The 17,255-nt window shown below is 71.0% G+C and carries 13 protein-coding genes; 3 read left to right on the forward strand and 10 right to left on the reverse strand.

Annotation, left to right across the window (positions count from 1 at the left end):
- The first annotated feature begins 41 nt into the window (after positions 1-41).
- Complete coding sequence (locus tag EV384_RS14030; RefSeq protein WP_130333613.1) at positions 42-3,362, forward strand: ATP-binding protein; 3,321 nt, start codon at positions 42-44, stop codon at positions 3,360-3,362.
- Between the two features lie 452 nt (positions 3,363-3,814).
- On the opposite strand, the gene EV384_RS14035 is transcribed toward EV384_RS14030, so the two are convergent.
- Positions 3,815-4,498: a DUF1345 domain-containing protein gene (locus tag EV384_RS14035; RefSeq protein ID WP_165439933.1), complete on the reverse strand. Its 684-nt coding sequence runs from the start codon at positions 4,496-4,498 to the stop codon at positions 3,815-3,817.
- A 518-nt stretch (positions 4,499-5,016) separates the two neighbouring features.
- On the opposite strand from EV384_RS14035, the gene tnpB reads away from it, so the two are divergent.
- On the forward strand, positions 5,017-6,393 hold the full coding sequence (tnpB, locus tag EV384_RS35360) for an IS607 family element RNA-guided endonuclease TnpB (protein ID WP_278045675.1): 1,377 nt from the start codon (positions 5,017-5,019) through the stop codon (positions 6,391-6,393).
- Positions 6,394-6,415: 22 nt separating this feature from the next.
- Here the strand turns inward: tnpB and EV384_RS14045 are convergent, their stop codons facing one another.
- The 6 genes from EV384_RS14045 to EV384_RS14070 form a co-directional block, all read right to left on the reverse strand.
- Positions 6,416-7,954, reverse strand: coding sequence for a low temperature requirement protein A (locus tag EV384_RS14045; protein WP_242624477.1), 1,539 nt, complete (start codon positions 7,952-7,954; stop codon positions 6,416-6,418).
- 92 nt (positions 7,955-8,046) lie between these two features.
- Positions 8,047-9,531 carry a bifunctional 3-(3-hydroxy-phenyl)propionate/3-hydroxycinnamic acid hydroxylase MhpA gene (gene mhpA / locus EV384_RS14050; protein WP_207232322.1) on the reverse strand — a complete coding sequence of 495 codons (1,485 nt, stop codon included), beginning with the start codon at positions 9,529-9,531 and terminating at the stop codon, positions 8,047-8,049.
- The gene (locus EV384_RS14055) at positions 9,528-9,878 is read right to left on the reverse strand and encodes a DoxX family protein (RefSeq protein WP_130333617.1); all 351 of its coding nucleotides are present in this window, start codon (positions 9,876-9,878) and stop codon (positions 9,528-9,530) included. The genes mhpA and EV384_RS14055 overlap by 4 nt, the downstream gene beginning before the upstream one ends.
- On the reverse strand, positions 9,875-11,752 hold the full coding sequence (locus EV384_RS14060; protein ID WP_130333619.1) for an acyl-CoA synthetase: 1,878 nt from the start codon (positions 11,750-11,752) through the stop codon (positions 9,875-9,877). Before EV384_RS14060 ends, EV384_RS14055 begins: the two co-directional genes overlap by 4 nt.
- A complete protein-coding gene (locus EV384_RS14065; protein ID WP_130333621.1) occupies positions 11,749-12,687 on the reverse strand; it encodes a fumarylacetoacetate hydrolase family protein in 939 nt (312 codons plus the stop codon). The genes EV384_RS14060 and EV384_RS14065 overlap by 4 nt, the downstream gene beginning before the upstream one ends.
- Entirely contained in the window at positions 12,684-13,817 is a 1,134-nt protein-coding gene (locus EV384_RS14070; RefSeq protein WP_130333623.1) for a VOC family protein, read from the reverse strand. The genes EV384_RS14065 and EV384_RS14070 overlap by 4 nt, the downstream gene beginning before the upstream one ends.
- Before the next feature lie 142 nt (positions 13,818-13,959).
- Between EV384_RS14070 and EV384_RS14075 the strand changes: the two genes are divergently transcribed.
- Positions 13,960-14,607 carry a TetR/AcrR family transcriptional regulator gene (locus EV384_RS14075; RefSeq protein ID WP_130333625.1) on the forward strand — a complete coding sequence of 216 codons (648 nt, stop codon included), beginning with the start codon at positions 13,960-13,962 and terminating at the stop codon, positions 14,605-14,607.
- Between the two features lie 38 nt (positions 14,608-14,645).
- Here EV384_RS14075 and EV384_RS14080 read toward each other — a convergent pair whose 3' ends face one another.
- From EV384_RS14080 to EV384_RS36715, 3 genes are all read right to left on the reverse strand, one after another.
- Positions 14,646-15,794: an FUSC family protein gene (locus tag EV384_RS14080; RefSeq protein WP_130333627.1), complete on the reverse strand. Its 1,149-nt coding sequence runs from the start codon at positions 15,792-15,794 to the stop codon at positions 14,646-14,648.
- A gap of 228 nt (positions 15,795-16,022) precedes the next feature.
- On the reverse strand, positions 16,023-16,601 hold the full coding sequence (locus EV384_RS36710; protein ID WP_278045597.1) for a low temperature requirement protein A: 579 nt from the start codon (positions 16,599-16,601) through the stop codon (positions 16,023-16,025).
- Positions 16,544-17,206 carry a low temperature requirement protein A gene (locus EV384_RS36715; protein ID WP_278045598.1) on the reverse strand — a complete coding sequence of 221 codons (663 nt, stop codon included), beginning with the start codon at positions 17,204-17,206 and terminating at the stop codon, positions 16,544-16,546. The genes EV384_RS36710 and EV384_RS36715 overlap by 58 nt, the downstream gene beginning before the upstream one ends.
- Between the last annotated feature and the right edge of the window lie 49 nt (positions 17,207-17,255).

Here is a 17,255-nt window from a genome sequence, read left to right on the forward strand (position 1 = left end):
CCCGCTATGGTGGGGGCCCCCATCAGCGTAGGGAGACCCAGGTGCTGCGGCTGCACCTCCTCGGCGGGTTCCGGGTCCACCGGAACGACGGGCCACCGCTCGCGGAGCGGTGGCCGCGGCCGAGCGCCCGGACGCTGCTCAAGCTGCTCGCAGTCGCCCCGGACCATCGCCTCCATCGCGAGGAGGCGATGGAGATCTGCTGGCCGGACGCCGATCCCCAGGCAGCGCTGCGCAGCCTGCGGGTGGCGCTGCACGCCGCCCGCCGGGCCGTCGAACCGGAACTCGCGCCCCGGGCCACGTCGTCGTACCTGATCGGCGAGGGGGCGCTGCTGCGGTTGGATCCGCACACCGTGTGGATCGACGCCGACGAAGCCGAACGGCTCGCGGAGGCGGCGCTAGCGCACGGCGGCCGAGCGGAACTGACGGCCGCGCTCGACGCGTTCACCGGCGAGCTTCTCCCCGAGGACCGGTACGCGCCGTGGTCCCAGGCCCGCCGGGAACGCCTGGCCGCGCTGCGGGAGAAGACCCTCCTCGCACTGGCCGCCGCCCATCTTGAAGCGGGCGGCACCGAGAAAGCGGTGGAGGCGGCCGAGCAGGTCCTGGCGGCCTCACCCGCCGAGGAGTACGCCCACCGCATCCTGATCGAGGCGTTCCTCCGGCAGGGGCTCCGACGCCGGGCCGTGCACCAGTACCACCTGTGCCGGGAGGCACTGGACGCCGAGATCGGGGTGCGGCCGGGCGCCGAGGCGGAAGCGCTGTACCGTCGAGCCCTCGCCGCGCCGACCTCGGCCGCCCGGTCGGGGCAGCCGGCGCTCCCGGCGGCGGTGCGGCTACCACCCGCCCTGCCGCTGCGGGGTCGCGATGACGTGCTGGCCGAGCTGCTGGAAGTCGACACCCCGCCCGTCCTCCTCGTCACCGGAGAGGCCGGGCTCGGCAAGACGCGCCTCGTTGCCGAGGCCGCCCGCCGGGCCGCCGAGAAGGGGGCGACCGTGCTGTGGGGCGCCGGCCACGACGCGGAAGGGCACCGGCCGTACGGCCCGTTCGCGGAGGCGGTCGAGGGCTGGCTGGCGGACCGCTCCCTCGAGGAGCGGGCCAGCATGGGCGCGGAGTATCCGGAACTGGCCGGGCTCCTGCCGTTGGGGAGGGTGGAGCCGAGGGCGTGGCGAAGCCCCGAGGAGGAGCGGGACCGCCTGTTCCAGGCAGCGGCCGCGCTGTTCCAGGAGCTGGCGGCGGAACGGCCGGCGGTGGTGGTGCTGGACGACCTTCATGCCGCGGACGCAGGCTCGTTCCAACTCCTCAGCTATCTCGCGCGGCGGGCCCGGGAGAACGGTATGGGTTGGCGGTTTCTCGCCACGCTGCGCCCGGAGGAGCTGCCGGGCTCCGATCTACGGCGGCACACGTTGGACGTGCTGGTCCGCCAGTCGCTCGCCCGGGCTGTCGAACCACCCCGCCTGCCCCGGGAGGCGTGTCTCGAGCTCGCGGCCGACGCGCTGGGCTCCTCCTCCGCAGCCGTACCCGAACGGGTGTGGGAACTGTCCCTGGGTAATCCGCTCTTCGCGCTCGAGCTGGCGCGTGCGCTGCGGGACGGGGTCGTGGGCGTTTCGGGAGCACCCGAGGGTATCCGACAGGTGGTCGCCCAGCGGCTCGGACGACTCGACCCGGCAGCCCGTCGAGTGGTGGACATGGTCGCGGTGGCGGGTCAGGACGCGGCACTCGCCGAGGTCCTGGACGTCGCCCGGCGCTGCGGGCAGCCACCGCTGTCGGCGGCCGAGGCGACGGAGGCAGTGGAGGCCGCTGTCGCCGCCTCCGTGCTGGAGGAGCGGCCGGTGGCCGTCGAGGGCCGTCCGATGGCCGGGCTTACCTTCCGCCATCCCCTGGTCCGGATGACCTGCTACCGGATGCTGTCGGCGGCCCGGCGGCAGCTGTTGCACTCGGCGTATGCGGAGGCGGTGCTCCGGCGCCGGCCGGATGCCGTGGACACGCTCGCCGCCCAGTTGACGGGCGCCGACGACCCGCGCGCCACCGGGTATCTGCGGCGGGCAGCGGAACGCGCGGCGGCCCATCACGCGAACGACACCGCAGACCGCTACTACGCGGAGCTCACCGACCGGCTCGACGCGCTGGCCGCCGAATCGGCGCGCGCACGGATGGACCACAGCGTCGTGCTGCGCCGGATGGGCCGGTTCGAGGACGCGGCCCGGCTGCTCCGCGAGGCTCTGGCGGAGATGGAGCGCCACGGCGACCGGGACGGACGGGTGCTCGCCGCAGCCCGGCTCGCCGAACTCATGGCGAAAACGCGGAGCACGGACGAGGGCCTCCGGCTGCTCGATGCCACTCCGCCCGCTCCCGACACGCCGGCGGCGACGACGAGCGCCCATCATCTCGCCAGGGCTGTGCTCTGTTTCGTCGCCGGCCGGTACGAGCAGGGGGCGGCGGCCGCGCGGGCGACGGAAACCGCAGCGCGGGCGGTGGCCGGCCCGGAACGGCGGGGACTGCTCGCCCGGGCGCTGGCGATGCGTGCGACGTCCCTGGGCTTGGCCGGTCGTTTCGGGGAGACGGGCCTGGTCGCGCAACGCGCACTACCGCACGCGAAGGCGTACGGAGATCCGCAGCTACTCGCCCTGGTCCTCTCGGTGCTGCGGGAAACCGCTCTTCGGGCCGGGCGGTTACCGGAGGCCATCGAAACGGGGCGGCGGGCGTTGGACCTCGCCGAGCGGTCCGGCGATCCGACGGCAACGGTCTTCGAGCGGGCGAACCTGGCCAAGCTCCACCTGTTGATGGAGGAGACGGCCGAGGCCCGGGCCCTGGCGGAGACCGCGGTGCGGGAGGCGGGGCCGGGCCTCGGCTGGTGCGTGCCATACGCTCTGGCAGCCCTCGCCCGGGTGCGGATCCGGATGGGAGAGCCGGGTGCGGGCGTGCTGCTGGACGCGGCCGAGCGCGCGGCGCGCGCGCAGGGGGACTTTCAGGCCCAGGACGAGGTGCGGTCGGTGCGGGCCGAGTTGACGTTACAGGAGGGGCGCCCGGAGGACGCCTTGGCGCTCCTCGCAGACCGACAGACGAGGTCGGCGCACCTGACGGCCCGCGCGTGGCTGGCATGCGGGCGCGTCCAGGAGGCCCTCGAGGTGGCGGCGGCGGAGGCGGCGCGCGCGGAGCGGGCCGGCGAGCGGCTTGCGGAGACGGACGCGCGGACGGTGCATGCCGCCGCCTTGGCGGCGCTGGGCCGCGAGCAGGATGCGGCGGAGGCATTTCGACGGGCGGCCGCCCTGGCAGAAGCCCTTCCCTACCCGGCGGGCTCTCGCCGGCTGGCGTTGGTACGCCGTCGACGGCGGACAACCGAGGGCTCAGGGTCACGGCCGGAGTAACGGTTGCAAGGGCCCGCATGCTTCGCCGCGTGGCGGTTGTCCGCAGCGTCATGGCACGTGACCCTGACGAGGTGCCGCTCGTGGCCTACTTCCGGCAGGTCGAGGCGGCCGGCGAGTTCCCCCAGTCCCACGGGTGCCCAGCAGATCTGGACGGCGATCGGCTCGGCACCGAACGGAGCCGCCGTCCCGGTCGGCGCCGCGGTGATCGCCGAGGGCGCCGTCGCGACCAGCACCACCGGGGGCGGCCTGGGCTGATGCCGCGTGACCGATCCCGCCGTCTACGCCTCGATCCTGGAGCACATCGCCGCTACTTCGACGCCTGCGACAGCTGGGACCTCGACGCGCGATCATGGAGATTCATGGCCGGCGCTACGCGCTCGGCGGGCAACATGGCGAGGAACAAGGGTTGGTGTTCGCATCCCCACCGTCAACGCCGCAGGCGCCGCTCAAGATCAACGAGCCAGCCCAGCGAGGAGGTTGACACCACCGGCCACGATCACCACGCCGAATACGTACGACAGGATGGCATGGGAGAGCACGGTGCCTCGGATCCGAGGGTCGCTGATGGCCGTATCGGAGACTTGGTAAGTCATGCCGATCGTGAAAGAGACGTAGGCTAGGTCGCGGTAGGTAGGCCCCCCTGGCACAGACTCGCCGCCGAAACCGATGCCCCCGGCCGTCGACCCGAAATGCAGGTCGGCGTAGCGCAGTGTGAAGACCGTGTGGACAATGGTCCACGACAGCAGGACGGTCAGCGTTGCGACGCCGATGAGCAGTATTCGCATTGAGCCGCCCTGCCGGCCAGCAAGGCTGAGGGTGAAGCCGACCCCCAGCAGGCTGGTGACGCCTGCCCCTACCAGCAGAACCGCGGCGGTTCCCCGCGTCTCGTCCTCACGTCTGGCGAGCAGCGCGGTATGCGAGCCGTCTGCTGGGACAATGATTGGCCAGACCGTGATGAGGAAGGCGAGCGCAGCGGTGTCCCAGCCCCCGACCGCGGCCAACTCCCAGGCCATGAAGGGCAGGAGCGCGAGAGCGACGATCAGCCCGATGGAGGCGACGATGACGGCTCGCCGCAGGGCGGGGGCGTGCCAGCCCAACGAGCGGTGATACAACGTCTTCGTGGGGATACCTTTCATCGTCCGAGTGTCTCCGACCGCATCGCATGGCGCGCTCATGGTCCGCGCAGCGAACCCCGTGGTTACCTAGATGGTCCACTGAGGGATCTAGTAATCGTTGTGCCTCCGCGCCCGTCGAGCCGTGCGACCCGACTGCACGGGTCCGCTCGACAGCAGCTGCCCGAGGGCGGATCGTGCCGACGGCCACGCTGGGCGCGGAGATCGGTGGGGGCGGCCCAGGACCTCATGCGCCAGCCCCAGGACAACCGGCGGCAAGCCCACATGGAGCTGCGACGACCAGAATGATCGTGAACAGCCGCAGCCGCAGCCGGCCTGCCTCGTCACCGCGACGACGGACCTTCGCCGCCAGGTCCTTGGCGTGCCCGGCAGCGGCGTTGGGGCGGGACAGGTCTCCCCGGTCTGCAGCCATGGCGGGGGTTCCTAGCTGCTGGCGTCTCGACGCGCTTTAGCGTCCTTTAAGGAGCTTCGGTGGTTGTGTGACCCTGAAGGAGTGGGCGGCGTCCCAGGGCATCGCGTATGTGACCGCGCGGCGGCGGTACGCGGCCGGGGCGCTGCCTGTTCCCACCTACCGGGCTCGGGCGGCTCATCATGGTCGGCGAGCCGCTGACTGCCGCGATGCCGGACGCCGGTCAGGTTGTGGTGTACGCCTGCGTGTCGTCGGCCGACCAGCGCGTCGACTTGGACCGGCAGGCTGGACACTGCCCCCGCTGCGCAAGGCGTGGAACAGCGCCAAGCGCGAGGTGGCGCCGTGGTGGCCCGAATGCTCCAAGGAACCGTTCAACACCGGCCTCGACGCGCTCGCCCAAGCGCTGAAGAACTGGTCGGACTCCCGTGCGGGGAAACCGGCCGGGCGGCCAGTCGGGTTCCCCCGGTTCAAGTCCCGCCGCCGCACGACACCGTCCGTGCGGTTCACCACCGGCACCATCCGCGTCGAGCCCGACCGCACACACGCCACGCTGCCGAGGCTGGGCCGACTGAAGTTACACGAGTCCGCCCGTAAACTCGCCCGCCGACTCGACGCGGGCACCGCCCGCATCCTGTCCGCGACGGTGCGCCGCGACGGCGGCCGCTGGCATGTCGCGTTCTGCGCCGAGGTCGAGCGCGCCGAGCGCCACCCGACCCGCCCGCACCCGACCCGCCCGCACGCGACCGTGGGCGTGGACGTTGGGATCAAGCACCTGGCCGTGCTGTCCACCGGCGAACTCGTACCCAACCCGCGCCGCCTGGACACCGCCTCCCGGCGGATGCGCCGGCTCGCCCGGCGGCTGTCCCGCCGGGTCGGTCCCGACCGGCGCACCGGGCAGCAGCCGTCGAACCGGTGGCGCCACGCCCAGACCCAGCTCGCCCGGGCGCACGCCAGGGTCGCGAACCTGCGCCGCGACGGTCTGCACCAACTCACCACCCGCCTCACGGCCGCCTACGGCACGGTCGTGGTCGAAGACCTCAACGTGGCCGGGATGCTGCGCAACCGGCGCCTGGCCCGCCACATCGCCGACGCCGGGTTCGCCGAGCTACACCGCCAGCTCGGCTACAAAACCGGCTGGAACGGCGGGCGGCTGCTCACAGCCGACCGCTGGTACCCGTCCTCGAAGACCTGCTCAGGCTGCGGCACGGTGAAAGCCAAGCTGGCCCTGTCCGAGCGTGAATACCAGTGCGAAGCCTGCGGCCTGGCCCTGGACCGCGACCTCTACGCCGCACGCAATCTCGCCGCACTCGCGGCGCAGATCGACACCGCCGGGAGTGGCCCGGCGCCAGGACGTGGAGCCGACCGTGAGACCCGCCTCGGCGGGCAGGTGGCTGTGAAGCGTCAACCCGGCACAGCCACCGCTGCTCAGACCGGGACCGTCCCACCGCAAGGCGGGACTACCGATCACACGCTCGCTAGAGCGCACTGAAAGGTAACGGTTACCGCACCCGCTAACCGGGTGGTGACGGCTGCTCGGATGGGAATCGTCGGGTACGGGCCGCGTCGGCTACGGCGACGCCGGCGAGGATGAGGGCGGCGGTGGTGGCTACCGCGAGCGGCGGCACCGGCCGCATTGCTGGGGTGAGGGCGACCAGGGCGAGTGCGCCGATCACGCGGGTTGGGGACACGCGGCCGAACACCGCGTACTCGAAGGTGGCTCGTCCGGCGAGGAACAGGGCGGGTCCGGCGAGGATGACGGCGGTCCAGGCCGGGTCCGGGTGTCCGAGCGGGTGGGTGATGACGAGTTCGTCGCCGACGGCGATGGTGACGATGCCGGCGGCCATGATCACGTGGGCGTAGACCGTCGCGATAGCAACGCGGTTCAGGTTGGTGGTCGCTGCGATGGCGTCGGCCAGCAGCGCTCCGGCGCGGTGGATGTAGATGCGCCACAGCAGTGCCGTGGTGGCGAACGCCACCAGGGCCGCGGCGCTGCGGTCAGCCCCGAACGGGCCGTTTGCGAATGTCAGTCCGGTCACCAGGATCGGCTCGCCGAGCGCGACAATGAAAAACTGCTGGAACCGCTCGGCCACGTGCTCTGCGGAGGCCACGACCTCGAATCGACGCTCGCCGCCGCGGCCCAGCCTCGGCGTGGGGAAGCCGAGTGCGATCCCCGCGTACTCCACGCCCGCCGCCGTCAGCCACAGCGCTCCACGCACCCAGCCGGGTAAGAGCGCACCCGCGATCCATGCCGGCGAAGCCACGCCGACCCAGAACAGTATTCGCACAGCGCTGGGCTGTACCTCGTGGCCACGCAAAAAGTAGATGGCGACAGCGAGGCCACCAAGCCGGAGGGCGAGGTACGCCCCTATGAAGACCAGGCCCCGCCGACCGAACGCCTCAGGCGTCGCAGCCGCCATCACGAGGGTGCCGAAAATGATCGGCATGGTGAACAGCTGTACCAGCGGATGCAGCGGGTCGAACAGGTCCGTAAACCTCGCCGTAGAGACCCAGACATGCATCATGGCGAACAGCAACACCAGGGTCTGGAACGCGCCAGTCCAGCTCAGATGCTCCAGCAGGTGCTGCGAGAGCCGGACGAAGGCGAGGACGAACACCAGGTCGGAGAAGAGTTCCAGGAATGCCGCCCGCGGCTGCTCGGGTCTTCGCAGCAGTACGCCCAACCTACCCGCCGTCATCAACCGCCCATTTCTGCCGCTTCTGTCCGCCTTAACCGTAGTCGTACCATGCGTTGGGCCTTGAACGTTGCCGACATAGAAGCCGCGCACAGCGACTACTGCCCGGGGGCAGCCCTTCCTGCCCGCCGGCCAGCGGGGCTCCGACGAGGCCGCCAGCACCACCACCGTCAGTACTCCGGCGACGCCCTGCGCCGCTTTGCGGACCAGCCCGACCGTCGAGCGGCCGAGCTGGCCGCCGAAGCGCTGGAACTTGGCGGCGTGGGCCTCGGCGTAGCGCCGCAGGTGGAAGCGCTCCAGCAGTTCGCCGATCGGCCCGCGCCCGGCAGGTGAGAACCGGATGTCCGGCGTCAGCATCTCCACCACGGATCAGGTTCGGGATGGTGGGGGAGGAGCCTCCGGCTGGGCAGTCTGGTGAGGAATGCGAGCGGCGGATACGGCGGTGTGAGTCAGTGACAGGCGGGCAGCTGCCGGCCGGCGCTGAGGACGGTGCCGTCGGGACGGACGATCGCCACCCGGGCCCCACCTGTCCTCAGCCATTGGTGTAGCTCGCTGCCGGGTTCCGCAGTGATGAGAACTGCTCCACGCCGTTCGATGTCGGCTCGTTGGGTGGGGGACGGCTCGTGAGATGTGACGATCGCGAATCGGCCGGCGGCCACGTCGTCGAATCGGCGATCGCCGTCGACGGTGGCGTTCGGGCACAGTCGGCCCGCGAGGGTGCGGCGCAGGCGTGGCCGTTTCACCAGGTCGGACCGGTGCAGCGGGGGTGTCTGGCTGTCGGTGGCCAGGTCCGTGAGGCCGGGCACGAGGTGCAGCCGCGGCGCCACCGCCCGGCGGATGAGGTTGCCCACCTCGCCGCCGGCCGTCATCGCGGTGCCGATGAACTTCGCCAGCTTGATCATGGCGCGGGCGTGGTGCCTGCGTTCGATCTCGTAGGTGTCGAGCACGGTCTCGGGCAGGGTCCCGTCGAGCACGCCGGCGAGTTTCCAGGCGAGGTTCATCCCGTCGCGCAGCCCGGCACACATGCCCTGACCGATGAACGGTGGGGTGAGGTGGGCGGCGTCGCCGAGCAGGAACAACCGGCGGTCGCGCCAGCGGTCGGCGACCTGCGCGCGGAAGGTGTACTCCGCCGCACGGATGATCTCCAGCTCCCCGACGGGGATGTTCCCGGTCCACCGCGCGATCAACGGATGCAGCTGGGCCATGTCGCGGAAGTCGTCCGCGGTTTCACCCGGCGTCAGCTGGAACTCCCACCGGTAGCGGGTCTTCCCGATCCGCATGTACGTGCCGGCGCGGGCCGGGTCGGAGAGCTGGTGCACCCCTTCCCACTGGCCGAGGTCGGCCTCGGTGACCACATCGATGACGAGCCAGCGTTGCGTGAACCCGAGGTCGTGCATGGTGGCGCCGATCGAGGCCCTGGTCAGGCTGTTGGCGCCGTCGCAACCGAGGACGTACGCCGCACGGACGACATCGTGCTCGCCCGTGGCCGTGTCGGTAACGTCGATCCGTACGCCGCCGGCGTCCTGGGTCAGCGCGGTGACCTCGGTGTTGCCGCGAAGGGTGACGGTGTCGTACTGCTTGAGATTCTGGCGGAGGATCGCCTCCAGTTCCGGCTGGTCGAACATGCTCCCCTGGGGGTAGCCGTGCCGGCCCTCCGCCGTGTCGCGTTGGAACTCGGCGAGCACCCGCATGTTTCGGTCGAGGAGACGCAGACCCCGGTGGGGCCTGGAGATGGCGGCGAACTCGTCCCGCAGCCCGAGGCGCGCCAGGATGCGGTGGACCTCGTCGTCGAGGGCGACGGCCCGGGGCTGGGGATAGACCGACCCCCACTGCTCGAGGATCAGGCACTCGACGCCGTACTGGGCGAGCAGCGTCGCGGCGGTGAGCCCGGTGGGGCCCGCGCCGACGATCACGACCGGAACCACTGTCATCATGCCGCCAGCTGAAGAACGAGGTAGGTGGCGACCAGGAGCCCGCAGACGAGCGCCGGGGCGTACTTGCGCGGGCCGTCTCCCTTGCGCAGGTGTACGACGACGGCTCCGCCGAGCAGGAGCAGCAGCCCGGCCGCGGCGAGGACGCCGATCAGCGGCTGGAACAGGCCGACGAGCAGTCCAATCGCTCCGGCGACCTCGAGCAGGCCGATGCGGCGATAGGCGGCGACGGAGAAACCAGCCTCCGCGGCCAGCTCCCGCATCGGTTGCAAGGCCAGGATCTTGGCGGTGCCCAGGGCGAGGAAGACCAGCGCGAGCAGCACCGCGAGGATGGCCGCAGCGAGCGTCATGACATAACCACCAATCGCCATTCGATGGCATACCGGCCCAGGATCGCCTTGACGGCCTCCTCCTGGGCAGAGGGATGAATTTTCACAGTGGCCACGATGGAGCTGCCCTCGATCGCAACCGCGACGTCCAGTACCCCGGCGGTCTGGTCGAGCGCGGCACGGAGTTCCTCGCGGGCGGCGTCCGTCCGCAGGGCGAGCTTGTAGAGCTTGCCCACGGCGGTGACGGGCAGTTCGTCGAGGATCGTCACGGTCTTGGGCGCGGCGGTGCGGTCGGGCACCCGGTCGCTCGCCCAGTCGCGCAGGTCGTCCTCCGTCACGATGGCGCCGGGCGCGAGGGTGACGTAGGCGACGGGTACCTCGCCGGCGTGGACGTCGGGGCGCCCGACCGCGCTGGCCGCGGTGACCTGCGGGTGGGACAGCAGCGTGTCCTCGATGATCGCGGGGTCGATGTTGTGCCCGCCGCGGATGATGAGGTCCTTGGCCCGGCCGGCGAGGTAGACGAAGCCGTCCTCGTCGAGGCGCGCGAGGTCGCCGGTGTCCAGCCAGCCGTCGACCACCTTGCCAAGGCCGTCCAGGACGTGGCCGTTCTCGTCCCGGTCGATGACGTAGCCGGGGAAGACCGTCGGGCCGCTGATGGCCAGCACGCCCGTCTCGCCGACGGGTCGGTCTTCCCACGTGCCGTCCGCGGCGACGACCCGCACCTGCTGGTAGGGCAGGCGCTGCCCGACCGAGCCCGGCCGCGACGCGTCGGGGAAGCTGCGCGCGCTCGCACAGGTCGCCTCGGTCAGCCCGTAGCCCTCGACCAGGGTTATCCCGGTGTGGGCCTGGAAGTTGTCCCGGACCGCGGCGGGCAGCGGCGAGGCCCCCACCATCGGAAACCGCAGGCTGCTGATGTCGGCGTCGATCGGGACCTGCGCCAGTACGGCGTACACGGTGGGCACCGCGCTCATGGCGGCGATCCGGTAGTGCTCGACGATCTTCCAGAACGCGCCGAAGAGCGCGGGGTCGCGGTAGCCGAGCGGACCGGCCCACACCACAGCCTGCCCCTTGAACAGCGGCGCGAGCAGGGTGACCACGAGTGCGTTGACGTGGAACAGCGGGAGGCCCGCAAAGACCACGGTCTCCTCATCGAACAGGGAGGCCAGCATCCACGCGTCGGCAACCTCGTTGGCGTGCGTATGCGCGGCCAGCTTCGGCGCGCCGGTCGTGCCGCCGGTGTGGAACATCGCGGCCAGGTCGGAGGGCCGGGGCAGGGCACCGTCGAAGGTGGCCGGATTCATGGGCGCCGCGAGCTCGCCGAGGTAGCCGACGCGTACGCCGTCGATGGCCGGCAGCTGCTGGGGCGCGTCCGCCGCCCCGGTGGGCCGGAGCACGAGGATCGCGTCGAGCAGGCCGCCGCGGGCGAGCGCCTGCGCGGTGTCCCACGTGTCCGGCGCGAGCTCGGGTCCGGCCGTGACCAGCACGCGGGCACCGGAGCGCCGGAGGAGTTCGGCGAGGTGCTGCCGCGACAGTCCGCCGCCCAGGGGCGCCGCGATCCCGGCGAGCTGTGCGGCCAGCGTCGCGGTGATCAGCTCAGCGCAGTTGGGCGACATCAGGGCGACCGCGTCACCCCGCCGCACCCCGAGGTCGTGGAACAGGTTCGCGTACCGGTGGACGTCGGCCAGGAGTTCGGCGAAGGTGCGGCCCAGCGGCTCCCGCCAGCGGGCGGCGTCCGGCAGGACGGTGAGCGCCGTGCGGTCCGGCCAGCGCGTCGCCGCCCGCGACAGCAGCGCGTACGTCGATTCGGGCAGGCCACGAGCCGCGAGCGGCACGGCCTCGATCGCGGCGAGGTCGGCGGGCCTGGCGTAGTCCGGCCACAGCAGGGGTCCGGTCATTGGGCGTACCTCACGACCGTGCGCTGCCGGCCCAGGTCGATCGCGCCGTCGTCGGTGGCGACGGTGGCCTCGACGACGTCGCCGTCCTTCAGGTACTTGGGGTTCTGAACCTGGCCCTTGAAGAACATCTTCCACTTCACCGCGGGCGGCAGCAGCGAGACGAGGAACATGACCGCCTTCGGCGGTGCGCTCAGGGCCGTCCCGACGGGCGTGCCCGTCAGCAGCAGGTCGCCGGGGTCGACCCGCTGGAAGCGGGTCAGCGCCTGCAGCGCCTGGGCCGGGCGGTAGATCATGTCGGCGACGGTCATGTCCTGCCGGAGCTCGCCGTTGACCCACAGCTTCAGCCGGAGGTCGATGAACCGCTTGAGTTCTTCGGCGTCGAGCAGCACCAGCGCGGGGCCGACCGGGGTGAAGGTCGGGTAGGACTTGCCCTCGTAGAACTGGGTCTTGGGCAGCTGCACGTCGCGTGCCGAGATGTCGTTGGTGACCACCAGGCCCGCGACGTAGTCGGCGAGGTTGTCGTCGGTGACGGTCGTGCCGACCGGCATCTCGCGGCCGAAGACCAGGCCGATCTCCACCTCGTAGTCGAGCAGACGCACGTGGGCGGGGCGGACCACGTCGGCGAACGGCCCACTGATCGAGCCCGAGGTCTTGCGGAAGAAGGTCAAGGGGACGGTAGCGGGATCTCCGCCGCTGTCCTTGACGTGCGAGGCGAAGTTCGTCATCTGGGCGACGACGCGGCAGGGCGCCGTCACCGGGGAGACCAGCGCAAGGTCGTCCACCGGAACGGTGTCGCTGCTCGTCGCGGCCGCGAGGATCGCCGGCCGGTCGGCCAGCAGCTCGCTGGTGGTGGTGGCGCTGGTGTGCACCTTGGCGGCACCGGTGGGGGTGAGCACCCACCAGGCGTCGGCGGTGCGCAGGACGGAGGTGCTCATGAGGTGAACGCTTTCATCAGGCCGCGGAGGCGGTGGAGGTCGAATTCGTTGTCCTCGCGCAGCGCGCCGATGACTGCGCGCAGCTCGCGAAGCGATTCCCGGCCGGGTCTCATGCCGAGAAAATCCTTGGTGGCGGGCGGACCCCACTGGGCGAGCCCGGAGGCGCTCATCGGTGCCCAGCCCGGCTCGAGCGTGCAGTCGAACAGGTCGCCATCGGTGAAGTGCTCGACCAGGAAGTCGTCCGGGTCGCGCCAGTAGTCGAAGATCTGGCTGCCCTGGATGTGCCGGCCGATCCCCCAGGACCGCTGGTAGCCCTGCCCGAGCAGGTACTCCCCGCCGGCGGCCAGCGAGTCGAGGTCGGGGACCTGGTACGCCGAGTGCACGTACCGGTTGGCCGGGCCGAGCGTCATCGCGAGCGTGTGATGGTCGCTGGGCGTGCTGCCACGGTCGCAGCGGATGAAGCTCATGGTCGGGCCGCGCTCGCGCTGTCCCTGGTGGTAAAGGAAGTCGCTGACGATCAGGCCCAGGTGCTCGAGATACCAGTTGAGCGTTTCCAGGTATCGGGTCGTCTGCAGCACGACGTGACCGAGGCGCTGCACCTTGGCCGGCTCCCGCGGCGGCCGCTGGGTGGCGTTCACCCGCGCCACGTCGGGCCCGACGTTGAAGGTCAGTGGCGCCTGCGTGGGCAGCGCGGGGAGTTCGTGCGTGTCCGCGACCACGCGGACCCGCACCCCGCTGGGGTCGACCAGGTCCATCGTCACCCCGCCCAGGCTCTCCGGCAGGCTGGCCATGGTCCGCCCGGTCGCATCCGCCAGCCGCAGCACGTCGTTCGGCTCGGCCGCCCTGAACGCGGGGCCGACGAACCGGGACCGGGGGCCCCGGCGGATGAGCACGCAGGGGGTACCGGGGTCGGTGCCCCGCAGGTGCAGCTCGTCCTGCGTACGCAGCGACGTCGTGAACCCGAAGGCCCGGGCGAAGACCTCGGCCCCCTCCAGATCGGGCTTCTGGAACTCCAGCCAGGCCAGGTCGTGCACCTTGACGATCGGATTGCGCGCGCGCCCGGGGTGCTCGCCCGGCAACGCACCCTGCTCGCTGTGCAGGCCGGTGTGTGGGTCGTGCCGGTCGATCATGTCACGCTCCTTTCCAGGTGATGACGAAATCGTCACTTACGAGAGTAGCGTCAGTCAAGACCGGCTGACGATTCCGTCATCTCTGAAGCCCGTCAGGGTTAAAGTGGGCGCAGACCGACCTGGGAGAGGTGAACAAGTAGGCATGGCGCAACAGGCCAGGCACGCCCCGAACCGCCTGGAACGGCGGAAGGCGCACACCCGATCGGCGCTCGTTCGCGCGGCCCAGACCTTCATCGCGGCTGGCAAGCAGAACGTCCCGATCCTCGAGCTCACCCAGGCCGCGGACGTGGGGATGGGGTCGTTCTACAACCACTTCGACAGCAGAGAGCAGCTCTACCAGGCCGCGGTGGAGGACGCCCTTGAGCGTTACGGCACCCTGCTCGACGAGCTGACCGTGGGCCTGGACGACCCGGCCCACGTCTTCGCGCAGAGCTTCCGGCTGACCGGACGCCTCCACCGCCGGAGTCCCGAGCTGAGCAAGGTGCTGCTCAGCAACGGCCTGGCCCTGGCTGGTTCCGACAAGGGGCTCGCGCCGCGAGCCCGGCGCGACATCGAAGACGGCGTCCGTGCCGGGCGGTTCGGCGTACGCGACCCCGAGTTGGCGATGGTGATTGTTGCCGGCGCCGCGCTGGTTCTCGGGCAACTGCTGCACGACCACCCCGAGCGCGACGACGCCGCAGCCACCGACCGGGTCACCGAGGACCTGCTGCGCACGCTCGGTCTACCGCCCGACGAGGCCCACGAGATCTGCCAACGCCCGCTGCCCGACCTCGACGGCCTTCGCCCGTAGACCGATGTCCATCCGCCCGAGCGGGCCGCCGGCCGATCCTAGGCAGTGACCGCCTCGCGCACCATCCGGTTGGCCGTCTCCGGCTCGTACCCGGTCGCGCGGAGCAGGTCACTCGCCATGGTGCGCAGCTGGATCACGATGGCATCCGAGAAGGGTTTGGTGCCCTTGTGGGCCGCTTGGCCGGCCAGGCGCGCCGCGTCCATCACCGCGTTGCGGGTCTGGTCGAACGGCCCGCCCGCCCGCCCCTCCTGCCTCAGCAAATGGATCGCCTCGGCGAACCTGTCCACGGCGCCGGGGAGTTCCTCCGGCACCGGCTCGTCGTGCTGCAGTGTGGTGGCGGCCCAGCGAGCAAGCGCCCGGCAGTGGACACTCACCCGATCGATATGCTGGATGCCGCGCCGGTAGTGCTCGACATCGATTCGACGTCGCCAGCGCGCCGGCGCAATGGTCGTTACCTCCTCGGCGCCATCCAGGGCCTCGTGCATCCGGGCGAGGTCGGGTTCCATTCCGCTCAGCTGGTCCAGCGCCCGCATCGCGCGGTCCGGGTCATGCCGGGCGAGTGCTTGTGCAACCTCTCGAAGCTGCGTGTGGAGGGTCGAGGCGACCGGTGCGGTGGCGCGGTCGAGAATGCGCATCGGGTTGATCGGTAGCAGCAACGCCACTACCGCCAGCCCGATGACGCCGCCCACTCCCGCGTCGACGAGCCGCGCCCATTCGAGGCCCTGCTGCACATGGGAGAACGTGGCGATCAGCACAGCGGTACTGCCGACCTGAGCGACCAGCGCACCGCTGCGCCCGGTCATCAACAGGGCGACGGCGATGGCCAGCATCACCACCAGGCCGATCTGCCAGGGCCCGAACCCGAGGAATTGGATGAGAAGATCACTGACGAGCAGGCCCAGCCCGACGCCGAGCATCAGCTCGGCGGTACGTAAGGCGCGCTGCCCGAGGGCGCCGATGATCGTGCCGACGGCCGCGCTGGGCGCGAAGATCGGTGCGGGGCGACCCAGGATGTCGTGCGCCAGCCCCCAGGACAACGTCGCGGCAAGCCCACATTGAGCTGCGACGAACAGGATGATCGGGAACAGGCGCAGCCTCAGCCGGCCTGCCTCACCACCGCGACGCCGGGCCTTCGCCGTCACGTCCTTGGCATGCTCGGCAGCGACGTCTCCCCGGTCCGCAGCCATGGCGGGGGTTACCCCGCCCGGCCCTTACAAACCCGGCGATCCGTTCTCCTCCCTGTCGAGCTTCCTGTCGAGGCGATTCGGTTGCCCCCGCTCCCATGGCTACCCGCTCGGCGAAGCCGCGCAGCTTATGGGCGGTGCGACCCCGCTCAGACCACCCACGATGCCGGCCGCGAGCCGTTGCGGCAGCAGGACACCTGACCGCCGGATCGTCTGCCCGCTGGCGATCGTTCAACCGGGCGGGGACGGCTGCTCGGATGGGAATCTTCGGGTACGGACCGCGTCGGCTACGGCGACGCCGGCCAGGATGAGGGCGGCGGTGGTGGCTACCGCCAGCAGCGGCACCGGCCGCATTGCTGGGGTGAGGGCGACCAGGGCGAGTGCGCCGATCACGCGGGGGCGGGAAACGCGGCCGGACACCGCGTACTCGAAGATGGCTCGTCCGGCGAGGAACAGGGCGGGTCCGCCGAGGATGACGGCGGTCCAGGCCGGGTCCGGGTGTCCGAGCGGGTGGGTGATGACGAGTTCGTCGCCGACGGCGATGGTGACGATGCCGGCGATCATGATCACGTGGGCGTAGACCGTCAGGACACCAACGCGGAGTCGGTTGGGGGCCGCTGTGATGGCGCCGGCTATCAGTGCTCCGGCGCGGTGGATGTAGATGCGCCACAGCAATGCCGTGGTGGCGAACGCGAGGAGGGTCGCGGCGCTGCGGGCAGCGCCGAACGCGCCGTTTGCGAATGCCAGTCCGGTCACCAGGATCGGCTCGCCGAGGGCGATGATGAAGAACTGCCGGAACCGCTCGGCCACGTGTTCTTGGAGACCACGACCTCGAATCGGCGCTCGCCGCTACGGCCCAGCCGCGGCGTGGGGAAGCCGAGTGCGATCCCCACGAACTCCACGGCCGCCGCCGTCATCCACAGCGCTCCCCGCACCCAGCCGGGCAGGAAAGCCCCCGCGATCCAGAGCACCGCGCTCATGCCGACCCAGAACAGTAGCCGCACCGCGTTGCGCTGCCCCTCGTGGCCCCGCAACAGAAGGATCGCGACAGCGAAGATACCAAGCCGGACGACGACGTACACACCTGCGAAGACCAGGCCCCGCCGGCCGAACGCCTCGGGCGTCGCAGCCGCCAGCACGAGCGTGCCGAACATGATCCACATGACCACCAGCTGGATCAGCGGATGTTGCGGGTCGAACGTGTCCGTAAACCTCGTCGCAGCGATCCAGACAAACAACACGGCGAACAGCAACACCAGTGTCTGGAACGCGCCAGTCCAGCTCGGATGCTTCAGCAGCTCCTGCGAGAGCCGGAAGAACGCCAGGACGAACACCAGGTCCAAGAACAGTTCCAGGAATCCCGCCCGCCCCTGCCCGGGCCTTCGCAGCAGCTTGCTCGCCCTGCCCGTCGTCATCGGCCGCCCGTTTCTGCCTTTCTGCCCGTCTTAATGCCAGCGGCCACTG

Source organism: Micromonospora kangleipakensis, from assembly GCF_004217615.1.
GTDB classification, from domain to species: Bacteria; Actinomycetota; Actinomycetes; order Mycobacteriales; family Micromonosporaceae; genus Micromonospora; species Micromonospora kangleipakensis.